12 protein-coding genes and 1 riboswitch are annotated in these 13,032 nt (G+C 72.5%); of the genes, 8 read left to right on the top strand and 4 right to left on the bottom strand.

Annotated features, from left to right (window positions below; all coding sequences use genetic code 11):
- Nucleotides 1–63: 63 nt before the first annotated feature.
- Both ABIA32_RS13820 and ABIA32_RS13815 read left to right on the top strand, forming a co-directional pair.
- Nucleotides 64–1,686 carry an AMP-binding protein gene (locus ABIA32_RS13820; protein ID WP_370094586.1) on the top strand — a complete coding sequence of 541 codons (1,623 nt, stop codon included), beginning with the start codon at nucleotides 64–66 and terminating at the stop codon, nucleotides 1,684–1,686.
- 9 nt (nucleotides 1,687–1,695) lie between these two features.
- The gene (locus ABIA32_RS13815; protein WP_370094584.1) at nucleotides 1,696–2,532 is read left to right on the top strand and encodes a PaaX family transcriptional regulator C-terminal domain-containing protein; all 837 of its coding nucleotides are present in this window, start codon (nucleotides 1,696–1,698) and stop codon (nucleotides 2,530–2,532) included.
- Nucleotides 2,533–2,647: 115 nt separating this feature from the next.
- Here the strand turns inward: ABIA32_RS13815 and ABIA32_RS13810 are convergent, their stop codons facing one another.
- Together ABIA32_RS13810 and ABIA32_RS13805 are read right to left on the bottom strand one after the other, a co-directional pair.
- Complete coding sequence (locus ABIA32_RS13810) at nucleotides 2,648–4,909, bottom strand: bifunctional salicylyl-CoA 5-hydroxylase/oxidoreductase (RefSeq protein WP_370094582.1); 2,262 nt, start codon at nucleotides 4,907–4,909, stop codon at nucleotides 2,648–2,650.
- A 62-nt stretch (nucleotides 4,910–4,971) separates the two neighbouring features.
- Nucleotides 4,972–5,802 carry an enoyl-CoA hydratase family protein gene (locus ABIA32_RS13805; protein WP_370094580.1) on the bottom strand — a complete coding sequence of 277 codons (831 nt, stop codon included), beginning with the start codon at nucleotides 5,800–5,802 and terminating at the stop codon, nucleotides 4,972–4,974.
- A 134-nt stretch (nucleotides 5,803–5,936) separates the two neighbouring features.
- Here ABIA32_RS13805 and ABIA32_RS13800 point away from each other — a divergent pair, with 134 nt between their 5' ends.
- Entirely contained in the window at nucleotides 5,937–6,122 is a 186-nt protein-coding gene (locus ABIA32_RS13800) for a hypothetical protein (protein ID WP_370094579.1), read from the top strand.
- Nucleotides 6,123–6,229: 107 nt separating this feature from the next.
- On the opposite strand, the gene ABIA32_RS13795 is transcribed toward ABIA32_RS13800, so the two are convergent.
- The gene (locus tag ABIA32_RS13795; protein ID WP_370094577.1) at nucleotides 6,230–7,399 is read right to left on the bottom strand and encodes an NAD(P)/FAD-dependent oxidoreductase; all 1,170 of its coding nucleotides are present in this window, start codon (nucleotides 7,397–7,399) and stop codon (nucleotides 6,230–6,232) included.
- Nucleotides 7,400–7,423: 24 nt separating this feature from the next.
- Nucleotides 7,424–7,535: riboswitch (TPP riboswitch) on the top strand.
- 9 nt (nucleotides 7,536–7,544) lie between these two features.
- On the opposite strand from ABIA32_RS13795, the gene thiO reads away from it, so the two are divergent.
- The 5 genes from thiO to ABIA32_RS13770 are packed head-to-tail and all read left to right on the top strand — an operon-like array spanning nucleotide 7,545 to nucleotide 12,398.
- Nucleotides 7,545–8,732: a glycine oxidase ThiO gene (gene thiO, locus ABIA32_RS13790; protein WP_370094575.1), complete on the top strand. Its 1,188-nt coding sequence runs from the start codon at nucleotides 7,545–7,547 to the stop codon at nucleotides 8,730–8,732.
- Nucleotides 8,729–8,950 (top strand): sulfur carrier protein ThiS, encoded by a 222-nt coding sequence (gene thiS, locus ABIA32_RS13785; RefSeq protein WP_370094573.1) that lies wholly within the window; start codon nucleotides 8,729–8,731, stop codon nucleotides 8,948–8,950. Before thiO ends, thiS begins: the two co-directional genes overlap by 4 nt.
- Nucleotides 8,951–8,955: 5 nt before the next feature.
- A complete protein-coding gene (locus tag ABIA32_RS13780; RefSeq protein ID WP_370094571.1) occupies nucleotides 8,956–9,750 on the top strand; it encodes a thiazole synthase in 795 nt (264 codons plus the stop codon).
- Between the two features lie 47 nt (nucleotides 9,751–9,797).
- Entirely contained in the window at nucleotides 9,798–11,756 is a 1,959-nt protein-coding gene (gene pknB, locus ABIA32_RS13775; protein ID WP_370094569.1) for a Stk1 family PASTA domain-containing Ser/Thr kinase, read from the top strand.
- Nucleotides 11,757–11,780: 24 nt separating this feature from the next.
- Nucleotides 11,781–12,398, top strand: coding sequence for a GNAT family N-acetyltransferase (locus ABIA32_RS13770; protein ID WP_370094567.1), 618 nt, complete (start codon nucleotides 11,781–11,783; stop codon nucleotides 12,396–12,398).
- Here ABIA32_RS13770 and ABIA32_RS13765 read toward each other — a convergent pair.
- Nucleotides 12,391–12,957, bottom strand: coding sequence for a GNAT family N-acetyltransferase (locus tag ABIA32_RS13765; protein WP_370094565.1), 567 nt, complete (start codon nucleotides 12,955–12,957; stop codon nucleotides 12,391–12,393). The two genes, ABIA32_RS13770 and ABIA32_RS13765, sit on opposite strands and share 8 nt — an antisense overlap.
- Nucleotides 12,958–13,032 lie beyond the last annotated feature (75 nt).

Here is a 13,032-nt window from a genome sequence, read left to right as displayed (position 1 = left end):
GCTAGCCTGACTTTGGACCGACCCGGTCCTCGCCAAGGTCAAGGTGAGGGGGAAACACCCGCCATGCACCTGCTCCCCTCCGCGCACGTCGACACGTTCGCGCGCGAGCATCTCCCGCCCGCCGACACGTGGCCGGAGCTGCGCTTCGACCTGCCGAAGCTGCAGTATCCCGACCGGCTCAACTGTGGGGCCGAACTACTCGACGCCACCATCGCCGCTCTCGGCCCCGACCGTCCCTGTCTCCGCACGGAGGACGGCCAGGTTTGGAGCTACGGCGATCTGCGCGCCCACACCGACCGGATCGCCCGCGTGCTCACCGAGGACCTGGGCGTCGTCCCCGGCAACCGGGTCCTGCTGCGCGGGGTCACCACGCCCTGGCTCGTGGCCTGCTGGCTCGCCGTCATGAAGGCCGGGGCCGTCGCCGTCACCGTGCTCGCCGCGCAGCGCAGTACCGAACTGGCCACCGTGATCGAGATCGCCGACGTGCGGCACGCGCTCTGCGACGCCCGCTCTCTCGACGAGCTCGCCGCCGTCGACGCCCCCGGACTCTCGATCACCCCCTACGGCGGCCAGACCCCCGACGACCTGCTCACCCTCGCCGCCAAGACGTCCGACGCGCCCTTCCCCGCCCTCGCGACCTCCGCCGACGACGTGGCGCTGATCGCCTTCACCTCCGGCACCACCGGCCGTCCGAAGGGCTGCCTGCACTTCCACCGCGACGTGCTGGCCATCGCCGACACCTTCTCCGCCCACGTGCTACGGCCCACCCCCGACGACGTCTTCGCCGGCACGCCGCCGCTCGGCTTCACCTTCGGGCTCGGCGGGCTGGTGATCTTCCCGCTGCGCGTCGGCGCCTCCGCGCTGCTGCTGGAACAGCCCTCGCCCGCCGCGCTGCCCGCCGCGATCGCGCGCCACCGCGTCAGCGTGCTCTTCACCGCGCCGACCGCGTACCGGGTGCTGCTCGACCACGCCGACGAGGCCGACCTCTCCTCTCTGCGCCGCTGCGTCTCCGCCGGGGAGAACCTTCCCGCCGCGACCTGGCATGCCTGGTTCGACCGCACCGGGCTACCGCTGATCAACGGCATCGGCGCGACGGAGCTGCTGCACATCTTCATCTCCGCCGCCGACGCGGACGCCCGCCCCGGCGTCACCGGCCTGCCGGTGCCCGGCTTCCGGGCCCGCGTCATCGACGCGACGACCGGCGCGGAGGTCCCGGACGGCACGCCGGGTCTGCTCGCCGTCCAGGGCCCGACCGGCTGCCGCTACCTCGACGACCCGCGCCAGCGCGACTACGTCCGCGACGGCTGGAACCTGACGGGCGACACCTACATCCGCGACCCCGACGGCCGCTTCCGCTACCAGGCGCGCGCCGACGACATGATCATCTCCGCCGGCTACAACATCGCCGGACCCGAGGTCGAGGAGGCCCTGCTGCGCCACCCGGACGTGCGCGAGGCCGCGGTCATCGGCGTCGCGGACGAGACGCGTGGGCAGGTGGTCATGGCCTTCGTGGTCCTCGCGGAGGGTGTCCCCGCGGACGACGGAACAGCAAAGGGGTTGCAGGACTTCGTGAAGTCCACGATCAGCGCGTACAAGTACCCGCGCCGGATCGAGTTCCGCGAGGCGCTGCCGCGCACGCCCACCGGAAAGCTCCAGCGGTTCCGGCTCCGCTCTCCCGATCTTTAGAGTGACCGTATGACCACTGAGCAGGACGCGCGCGAGCACACGCCGGGCTCGCTGCTCGTCACCTTCTTCGGCGCGCACGGCCGCGACCTCGGCGGCTGGATCGCCGTCGGCGACCTGATCCGGCTGATGGCGGCGCTGGGCGTGGACGCGCAGCCGGTGCGCTCGGCGGTCTCCCGGCTGAAGCGGCGCGGCTTCCTGGTGCCGGAGCCGCTGGGCGGGGTCGCGGGCTACGCGCTGTCGGAGTCGGCGCGCGAGCTGCTCGCCGACGGCGACCGCCGCATCTACGCGACCCGCGCGCCCCGGCTCGCCGACGGCTGGGTGCTGGCCCTGTTCTCCGTGCCGGAGAGCGAACGGCAGCAGCGGCACGTGCTGCGCTCGCGGCTGGCCCGCCTCGGCTTCGGCACGGCCGCGCCGGGCGTCTGGATCGCGCCTGCGCACCTCTACGAGGAGACGCGGCACGATCTGACGAGGCTGAAGCTGGCGCAGTACACCGACCTGTTCCGGGCCGAGCACCTCGCCTTCGAGGCGACGACGGAGTCGGTCCGCCGCTGGTGGGACCTCCCCGCGCTGGCGCGCTGCCATGAGGACTTTCTGGAGGTCCACGAGCCGGTACTGACGCGGTGGAACCGAGGACGCCCGGGGCCGGAGAGTGAAGCCTTCGCCGACCACCTCCGCGCGCTGGACAGCTGGCGCCGCCTCCCGTATCTCGACCCTGGCCTGCCACCTGAGCTGCTGCCTGCGGCATGGCCGGGTTTGCGCGCTGCGCGCGTCTTCCGGGACCTGGACACACGCCTCCGGCAGGCCTCCACGGATTTCGTTCGCACCACGGTTTCTGGCAACGCCTAAAGGGGCGCGGGGAACGGCGCGAGCAACCACCCCTGTGCGGATGGCCCTGAACGTTCGGATCAGTACGCGCGTGGGTGGCTTGTCGCGCAGTTCCTCGCGCCCCTACGCAGTGCAACTACCCTCGGCGCCCGGTCTGCGGTCGGCGACTGCCGGCGCGGTACTGGATCGGCCAGTCCACGCCCGCACCCGACCACTCCTGGTCCGCCGCCGCATGCAACGTCCACGCCGGGTCATAAAGATGCGGGCGCCCCAGGGCGACCAGATCCGCGCGGCCGGCCAGGATGAGGGAGTTGACGTCGTCCCAGGACGACACCGCGCCCACGGCCACCACCGGCACGCGCACGCGGTTGCGGATCGCGTCCGCGAACGGCGTCTGGTAGCTGCGGCCGTAGGCGGGCCGCTCGTCAGCGACGACCTGGCCCGTGGAGACGTCGATCGCGTCCGCGCCGTGCGCGGTGAACGCGGCGGCGATGGTGACGGCGTCATCGACATCGTTGCCGCCCGCCGCCCAGTCCGTCGCGGAAATGCGGACGGTCATCGGGCGGTCCTCGGGCCAGACCTCACGCATCGCATCGAAGACCTCCAGCGGCCAGCGCAGCCGCGCCTCCAACGAGCCGCCGTATGCGTCCTCCCTGCGGTTCGTCAGCGGGGAGAGGAAGGAGGAGAGCAGGTAGCCGTGCGCGCAGTGCAGCTCCAGCAGGTCGAAGCCGGCCGCCGCGCCCCGCCGCGCCGAGGCGACGAACTGCTCGCGCAGCTCCCCCAGCTGCGCCCGCGTCAGCTCGCCAGGGACCTGGCCGACGCCCGGCCGGTAGGCCAGCGGCGAGGGGGCCACCACGGGCCACGCGGAATCCTCTTCGAGCGGGTCGTCCATGCCCTCCCACATCAGCCTGGTCGCGCCCTTGCGCCCCGCGTGGCCGAGCTGGAGACCGATCGCGGCACCGCTGCTGCCGTGGACGAAGTCCACGACCCGGGCCCACGCAGTCTGCTGCGCCTCGGACCAGAGGCCCGTGCAGCCGGGCGTGATCCGCGCGTCGGGTGCGACGCAGACCATCTCCGTCATCACCAGTCCCGCCCCGCCGAGCGCCCGCGAGCCAAGGTGGACGAGATGGAAGTCGTTCGGGAGGCCTTCCTCGGCCGAGTACATGTCCATCGGCGAAACCACGACGCGGTTGCGCAGCGTGAGCCCGCGCAGCCGGAACGGCGTGAACATCGGCGGCGTGCCCGGCGCGGCGTCAGGACCGGCGAACTCCGTCTCGAGCGCGGCGACGTAGCCGGGGTCGCGCAGGCGCAGGTTGTCGTAGGTGATCCGGCGGCTGCGCGTCAGCAGGTTGAAGGCGAACTGCCAGCCCGGCTGGCCCAGGTACTGATCCAGGTTCTCGAACCACTCCAGGCTGGCCTGCGCGGCGCGCTGCGTCGACTCGACGACCGGCCGCCGCTCCGCCTGGTAGGCGGCGAGCGCCTCCGGCACCGAGCCGCTGCCGCAGCAGCTCCGCAGCGCCTCGGCCAGCGCGAGCGCGTCCTCCATCGCGAGCTTGGTGCCCGAGCCGATCGAGAAGTGCGCCGTGTGCGCGGCGTCCCCGAGCAGCACGGTGTTGCCGTCGTGCCAGGTGGCGTTGCGCACCGTGGTGAAGGCGATCCAACGCGAGTCGTTGCCGCGCAGGGCGTGGCCCTGGAGGGCGTCGGCGAAAAGCTTCTCGCAGGCCGCGATCGACTGCTGCTCGTCCAGCACGTCCAGTCCGGCCCGCTGCCAGACATCCTCGCGCATCTCGACGATGACGGTGCTCGCCTCCGCCGAGTAGGGGTAGCCGTGCAGTTGCATGACGCCGTGCTCGGTGTGCAGCACGTGGAACTGGAAGGCGTCGAAGACCAGGTCCGTGCCGAGCCAGATGTAGCGGCAGCGGCGCGTGTCGAGGCTGGGCCGGTAGATCTCGGCGGCGGCCGCGCGCGTCCGCGAGCGCACCCCGTCGGCGGCGACGACCAGGTCGTGGGTCCTGGCCAGCTCGGAGGCGGGCGGCGCCTCGGTGCGGAAGCGCAGGTCGACGCCGAGGGCGCGGCAGCGGGCCTGGAGGGTGTCGAGCAGTCGCCTGCGGCTGGTCGCGGCGAAGCCGTGGCCGCCAGAGGTGAACACCTGGCCGTCGGGCAGGTGGACGTCGATGTCGTCCCAGCGGGCGAAGCCTGCGGCGAGCTCGGCGTAGAGCTCGGGGTCGGCCTCCTCGATGCCGCCGAGCGTCTCGTCGGACAGGACGACGCCGAAGCCGAAGGTGTCCCCGGCCGCGTTGCGCTCCCAGACGGTCACCTCGTGCGCAGGGTCCTGCCGCTTGGCGAGGGCGGCGAAGTAGAGCCCGCCGGGACCTCCGCCGATCACCGCGATCCGCACGGTCGCCTCCCTCTCAGCTCATACTGGTTGTGTCACCATCGTAATGACAGCGCTATGCGCTGTCACCGGCCCTGCCACTTCGGCGGTCGCTTGCCGGTGAAGGCGGCGTGAAACTCGGCGTAGTCGGCGCTCTTCATCAGCAGCGCCTGCGTCATCGCCTCCAGTTCGACGGAGGCCGCGAGGCTCATGTCGAGCTCCTGCGTGAGCAGCGCCTTGGTCTGCGCGAGCGCGAACGCCGGCCCCTCCGCGAGCCTGCGCGCGAGCGCGCCTGCGGCGGCGTCGAGCTCGTCGTCGTCGACGAGCTCGCTGACCAGCCCGTACCGGTCGGCGGTGGCGGCGTCGATCGTGTCGCCGAGCATCAGCAGCTTTGTCGCGTGCCCGAGCCCGACCAGCCGCGGCAGCAGGTACGCGGCGCCCATGTCGGCACCGGCCAGCCCCACCTTGGTGAAGAGGAAGGCGAACCGCGCGGAGCGCGCGACCACGCGGAAATCGGCGGCCAGAGCCAGCACGGACCCCGCCCCCGCGGCGATCCCGTGGATCGCCGCGACGACCGGGATCGGGCACTCGCGCATCGCGCGGACGACCTGGCCGGTCATCCGCGTGAAGTCGAGCAGCTCGTCGGGACGCATGGCGAGGGTGGCCCCGATGATCTCGTTGACGTCACCGCCCGAGCAGAAGGCGCGGCCCTCGCCGCGCAGCAGGATCGCGCGGGTGTCCCCGCGCTGGGGCAGTTCCGCGAGCAGATCGCGCAGGTCGGCGTAGGACTCGAAGGTCAACGCGTTCAGCTTGTCCGGCCGGTCCAGGGTGACCGTCAGCAGGCCCGCGTCGTCGCGGGTCAGGCGGAAGTGCCGCCAGTCCTCGGTGAAGGGAACGGATCCTCGGAACGGGCTCATGATGCGGCGACCTCCCGTGATGGCGACTGGCGTCACGAACACGATATGCGCTCGGACTGACACAAGGGAACGGTGGCGCCGGGGGATGAATCAGGCATACTGCAGACAGACATGCATACGAAGGAGTTCTGAGCATGCGTTACGCGCTGATCGCCGTGGTCCTGGCGGGAACCTGCGTCCTGGAGTGGGTCACCTCCCCGACGACGCTGGCCGCGCTGGCGGTCGTCCTCCCGACCCTGGCCCTGGCCCCCATCGCGATCCTCGCGGGCCGCCCCCTCGGGAACGAGGACGAGGCACCCGGCAACCGACGGGTCGCTTAGGGGCGCGAGGAACTGCGCGAGAAACCACCCTGTGCGGATGGCCCTGTCCGTTCGGTTCAGTGCCTACGCGGGTGGCTTGTCGCGCAGTTCCCCGCGCCCCTGATGGTTCAGGCGAGTGCAGCCTTCAACGGAATCGCGGGGTCGACGGCCTTCGTAAGATCCAGCCGGGCGCCCGCTTCGATGATCTTCCGTCCCTGCGCCAGATCCCGGGGGCGGTCCACCGCAAGAAGCGCGATCAGCGCGTCGCCCCGCAACCACAGCACGGTGTCCTCGCCGCGGGCGACCATCTCGTCACCCGCGTCCCAGTGACCAACGACCTGCACCATGTGACCGAACTGCTCCGACCAGAAGTACGGCACCGGGTCGTAGGCGACCTCGCCGCCCCGCAGGTTCGCCGCCACCACCCGCGCGCCCTGGAGCGCGTTGTCCCAGTGGTGAACCGCCAGCCGCTCGCCGTACCGCCGTGAAGGGAACGACGCGCAGTCCCCCACCGCGTAGACATGACGCAGTCCGCCCGCCCGGAGGAACGCGTCCGCCGCGACCGCGCCGCGGTCGTCGAGGGCGATGCCCGAGCCCGCGAGCCAGCCGTTGTCCGGGCGGGCGCCGATTCCGACGACCACGACGTCCGCCGCGATCTCCGTTCCGTCCGTCAGCCACACCGCGTCCCGCTCGACGCCGCTCACCGCCGCGCCGGTGATCAGCCGCGCGCCCGCCGCCGCGTACCAGCCCCGCGTCCGCTCGCCCAGCTCCGCCGGCAACGCGCCCGCCAACGGCGAGGACGCCGCCTCGACGACCGTGACCTCGCAGCCCAGCTGTCGCGCGACCGTCGCCGCCTCCGCGCCGATCCAGCCCGCGCCGACGACGGCCACCCGCGTGCCCGGCCGCAGCGCGGCCTTCAGCGCGACCGCGTCGTCCTGCGTGCGCAGCAGGAACGCCGACGCCGGCTGGCCGGGCAGCGCGATCGGAGCCGCGCCCGTCGCCAGCACCAGCTGCTCGAAGCCGAGATCCCCCGCGTCGGTCTTCAGCAGCCGCGCCTCGACGTCCACCGACAGCGCCCGCCGACCGAGCGCCAGCTCGACGCCGAGACCGGCGAAGTCGATCTCGAAGCGCGAGTGCTCAGCCTTGCCGAGCAGCACGTCCTTGGAGAGCGGCGGACGGTCGTACGGCGGGTGGGTCTCCGCGCCGAGCAGTACCAGCGAACCGTCGTAGCCCTGCTCCCGCAGCGCCACCGCCGTCTGCACCCCGGCCATCCCGGCCCCGACGATCACTACAGCCATTCGGCCACTGTATAGAGTGGGTCGAGAAGTAGACACGGGAGCCTGGAGCACCGGGCTGAGAGGGAGGCTGACGCGCCTCCGACCGTCCGAACCTGATCCGGGTCATGCCGGCGAAGGGAGTGCAGCAGCCTTGTCACGCACGTCCATGCACACAAGCAGCGACGTCCTGGTCATCGGCGGCGGGATCATCGGCCTCGCTGTGGCCTGGCGGACGGCCCAGCGCGGCCTGTCCGTGACCGTGCTCGACCCGGACCCCGGCCACGGCGCGAACCAGGTCGCCGCCGGGATGCTCGCGCCGGTCACCGAGCTCCAGTACGGCGAGGAGCCGCTGCTCCGCCTCGGCATCGCCTCGAACGCTCGCTACGCCGACTTCGTCGCCGAGCTCACCGAGGCGAGCGGCGGCCTCGACACCGGCTACCGCCGCTGCGGCACGCTCGCGGTCGCGCTCGACGCCGACGACCGGGCCGAACTACGGGAGGTGCACGCCTTCCAGCAGCGGCTCGGGCTGGCCACGGAGTGGCTGAACGGGCGTGAGTGCCGCCGCCTGGAGCCGATGCTGGCGCCGGACGTGCGCGGCGGGACGCTGGTCGCGGACGACCACCAGGTCGACGGCCGCCGTCTCGGCACCGCACTGCTCGCCGCCTGCCGCCGGGCCGGCGTCACGCTGCACCCCTCCCGCGCGGCCTCCGTCCTCACCGCGCACGGCCAGGCCGTCGGCGGCCTCGCCGAGGACGGCACCCGGCTCACCTCCGCGCAGACCGTGCTCGCCGCCGGTTCCTGGTCCGGCGAGCTGCCCGGCCTGCCGCCGGAGGCCCAGCTGCCGCTGCGGCCGGTCAAGGGCCAGGTGCTGCGGCTGCGGATGACGAACCTGCAGGGTGGCCCGCTGCCGATGCCGTTCCTCTCCCGCAACGTCCGCGCGGTCGTGCGCGGCTGCCACATCTACGTGGTCCCGCGCGAGGACGGCGAGCTGGTCGTCGGCGCGACCTCGGAGGAGCAGGGCTTCGACACGACGGTCACCGCCGGTGGCGTCTACGAGCTGCTGCGTGACGCGCACGAGCTGCTGCCGGGCATCACCGAGCTGCCGCTGGTCGAGACCGGCGCGGGCCTGCGTCCGGGCACCCCGGACAACGCGCCTTTGCTCGGCCCGACCGCACTGCCCGGTCTGGTCGCGGCCACCGGCCACTACCGCAACGGCGTGCTGCTCACCCCCGTCACCGGCGACGCGATCGCCGAGCTGCTGGCGACCGGCAGCCTGCCGCCCGAGGCGGCCCCGTTCACCCCGGCCCGGTTCGCCGACGCCGAAACCCCCGCCCCGCTGGAGCTCTCCCAATGACCGCCGACCGTGCCCCTGTCCGCCTCACCGTCAACGGAGAGCCCCGCTCCTTCCCGACCGGGACGACGCTCGCCGAGGTAGTCGCCCAGCTCAGCACCGCACCGAGCGGAGTCGCGGCGGCCGTCAACGAGGCCGTCGTGCCGCGCAGCGCCTGGACCGGGACCACCCTCGCCGACGCCGACCGCGTCGAAATCCTCACCGCCGTCCAGGGAGGCTGACCGCCATGGCTGACGACGTCCTGACCATCGCCGACCGCAGCTTCACCTCCCGGCTGATCATGGGCACCGGAGGCGCCCCCAGCCTGGAGGTGCTGGAGCACGCGCTGCGCATCTCCGGCACCGAGCTGACCACGGTCGCCATGCGCCGGATCAACCCGGCCGCGCGCGGCTCCGTGCTGGAGGTGCTGCAGCGCTGCGGCATCGCCGTGCTGCCGAACACCGCCGGGTGCTTCACCGCCGGGGACGCCGTCCTGACGGCCCGTCTCTCCCGCGAGGCACTGGGGACGAACTGGGTCAAACTGGAGGTCATCGCCGACGAGCGAACCCTCCTCCCCGACCCGATCGAGCTGCTGGACGCCGCCGAGACCCTGGTCGACGACGGCTTCGTGGTCCTCCCCTACACCAACGACGACCCGGTCCTGGCCCGCAAGCTGGAGGACGTCGGCTGCGCCGCCGTCATGCCGCTGGGCTCACCGATCGGCTCGGGCCTGGGCATCCGCAACCCCCACAACTTCCAGCTCATCGTGGAGCGGGCGAACGTCCCGGTCATCCTGGACGCGGGCGCGGGCACGGCGTCCGATGCCGCGCTGGCCATGGAGCTGGGCTGCGCGGCGGTGATGCTCGCCACGGCGGTGACCCGCGCGCAGGAGCCCGCGCTGATGGCGGAGGCGATGCGCAAGGGGGTCGAGGCGGGACGTCTGGCGTACCGGGCGGGCCGAATCCCGCGCCGCTTCCACGCCGAGGCGTCCTCACCGATGGAGGGCCGGGCCAGCTTCGACCCGGAGGCTCCGGCGTTCTGACGCCTACCGGGGCCCCTGGCCGCTCGCCGCCCCGTACACTCCGTGGGATGGACACGACGCTTCACGACCCCCTTCTCGGGCGCCTGCTCGATGACCGGTACCGGGTCGAGCAGCGGATCGCCGTGGGCGGCATGGCCACGGTGTACCGGGGCGTGGACACCCGACTGGACCGGGTGGTCGCGCTCAAGGTCATGCACCCGGGCTTCGCCTCCGATCCGGAGTTCGTCGAGCGGTTCATCCGCGAGGCCAAGGCCGTCGCCCGGCTCTCGCACCCGAACGTCGTGGGCGTCTACGACCAGGGCGACGACCACCGGTCGGCCCCGCCTGCGGTGTTCCTGGCCATGGAGTACGTGCCCGGCTGGACCTTGCGCGACCTGCTACGGGACCGGGGCGCGCTGAGCGTCCGCACGGTGCTGGACATCCTGGAGCCGGTGCTCGCCGCGCTCGGAGCCGCGCACCGGGCGGGACTGGTCCACCGCGACGTGAAGCCCGAGAACGTCCTGCTGACCGAGGACGGCCGGGTCAAGGTGGCCGACTTCGGACTGGTCCGCGCCGTCAACGGCCAGACCGCTGCGACCACCCAGCAGGTGATGGGCACCGTCTCCTACCTCGCCCCCGAGCAGATCGAGCGCGGCGCGGCCGACCCGCGCACCGACGTCTACGCCTGCGGCGTGATGCTCTACGAGATGCTGACCGGCTCCAAGCCGCACACCGGCGAGAACCCGATGCACGTCATCTACCAGCACCTGAGCGTGGACGTGCCGCCGCCGTCCTCGGTGGTGCCGGGCCTCGCGCCGCAGTTGGACGCCATAACGGCCACCGCGACCGCGCGCGACGCGTCGTGGCGTCCGGCCGACGCGGTCGAACTGCTGGCCGCGCTCCAGCGGGTCCGCCGCGAGCTGACACCGCAGCAGCTCGACGCCGAACCGAACCCGTTGCCGCACCAGCAGGGCGGACCCGACTCGCTCTCCTCGCCCACCACCATGCTGCCGCCACCGGTCGAGCGGACCTCGATCATGGACCCGGCGATGCTGCGGCAGCTGCCGCCGGACCTGGTGATGCCGCGCCGCGAGCAGCCCGAGCCGCCGCCCGTCGCGCTGCGGCGTCGCGAGCGGGGTGGTGACCGGCGGCCGCGTTGGGTGCTGCCGGTCGGCGTGGTGCTGGCCCTGGCCCTGCTCCTCGCCGGGCTGACCTGGGCGCTCAACGGCGGCCTCTACACGACCGTGCCGGGTGTGCTGGGCGAGCCGCAGGCGACGGCCGTGCAGACGCTGGAGCACGACGGCTTCGTGGTGCACGTGAAGCAGGACTTCTCGGCCTCCGTCGCCAAGGGCTCGGTGATCGGCACCGACCCCGGCCCCGGCTCCCGTGTCCGCAAGGACGCGGACGTGACGATCGACGTCTCCAAGGGCGCCCAGCGGCCGACCGTGCCGCCGCTGGCCGGCAAGTCCGTCGACGACGCGAAGGCGGCGCTCCAGCAGGCCGGACTGGTGGTCGGCAACGAGCAGCAGCAGGGCGATCCGACGATCCCGGCGGGTTCGGTGATCGGCTCGACCCCGGCGGCCGGCACGCAGGTGGATCCGAACACGACGGTCGACCTGATCGTCAGCACCGGTGCGCAGCCGGTCGACCTGCCGGACGTCACCGGCGAGACGGTCGACCAGGCCACGGCGGACCTTCAGGCCAAGGGCTTCCAGGTGAAGCTCGACCCGAACCAGGTCTTCTCCGGCCAGGACGCCGGCACGGTCGCCTCGCAGAACCCGCCGGCCGGTCAGTCCCAGCAGGGCATCACGATCACGCTGACCATCTCGAAGGGCCAGCAGCAGCTGAACGTCCCCGACGTGACCGGGATGAGCGAGAAGGACGCGACGAAGACGCTCAAGCAGGCGGGCTTCAAGGTCCGCACGCTGGGCTTCACGCTCTTCGGCAAGCCGACGGTCCACAGCCAGAACCCGGCCGGGAACAGTCAGGCTGCCCAGGGCAGCACCATCACCATCTGGCTGTACTGAGCACGAGCCCGAGCACGAGGACGCATGACCGCGAACCTGACCACCATCACGACCTGGCATCTCGCGCAGACCTCGGCGGCGGCGCTGCCGCCGGAGCCGGTGCCCGCGCCGGAGGGGCTGGACCTGTCAGTGGTCCGCGCTGAGGCGATCGGCCCGGAGTTCGCCCGCTTCCTCTACACCGCCGTCGGCGGGGTCTGGAACTGGAGGGACCGGCTGGCCTGGAGCTACGAGCAGTGGGCGAAGTGGCTCGCCGTCGAGGGCACCGAGACCTGGGTTGCCTGGGTCTCCGGTACTCCGGCCGGCTACGTCCAGCTGGAGCCACGTCGTGCGGAGGAGGTGTCGGAGGGCGAGGTGGAGGTCATCTACTTCGGCCTGCTCCCCGCCTTCATCGGACGCGGCCTCGGCAGCCACCTGCTCGACCTCGGCCTGCGCCGCGCCTGGGACCTGGCAACCCGCCACCCGTCCCTGCCCTCGACCCGGCTGGTCACCGTGCACACCTGCTCGCAGGACGGCCCGGCGGCGCTGCGCACCTACAAGTCCAGCGGCTTCGAGCTGGTCCGCGCCGAGACGGCGGAGCAGCCCGTGGGCGAGGCCCCCGGCCCCTGGCCCGGCTCCGGCTTCGCCGCTCCCGGCGTCAGCTGACGTCCCACCAGGGCGCCTTCTCGGCGGCCTCCCTGTCGATCCGCCAGACCACGCTGACCCGGCCCTCCGTGGCCGGGTCCGGCTCCCGCGAGACCTCGGCGAAGCCGAGCCGCTGCGGTACGGCGCCGCTGGCGTGGTTGCGGGCATTGTGGTGGATCTCGACGTGCGTGGTACCGGGCAGCGCGAACGCCTGCCGGGTGAGCGCGGCAGCGGCCATGGTGACCAGCCCCCGCCCACCGCCGTCCTGGTGGATCCAGTACCCGATCTCCCAGCCACCCGGGCCGATCCGCGCCATCATCGAACAGGAACCGAGCGGCGGGCCGTCCGGGTCACCGTCCAGAATCGCGTAGTTGAACATCTCTCCCGTGCGCCACGCCTCGTCCGCCTCAACGAGATAGGCGGCGGTGCTGTCCCGCGAGTGCGCGGCCGCCCAGGGCATCCAGGGCTTCAGCCGTTCCATGGATCCGTCGATGAGGTCGGTCAACACGTCCACCTCGTCAGCACGCCAGCGGCGCAGGACGACTCGGTCGTGATGGAGGATTTCAGCGGCGCGTTCCATGTCGGGATCCTGCCGCGAGCGCTCATTCGCGGGCAAATGGTTTCCGGCCACACCCGCTCTCTCCGGGAGACGAAG

It is taken from the genome of Streptacidiphilus sp. MAP12-20 (assembly GCF_041262525.1).
Lineage (GTDB): Bacteria > Actinomycetota > Actinomycetes > Streptomycetales > Streptomycetaceae > Streptacidiphilus.
The sequence above is the reverse complement of the archived record's forward strand: the minus strand, read 5'-3'. Positions and strand labels throughout refer to the sequence as shown.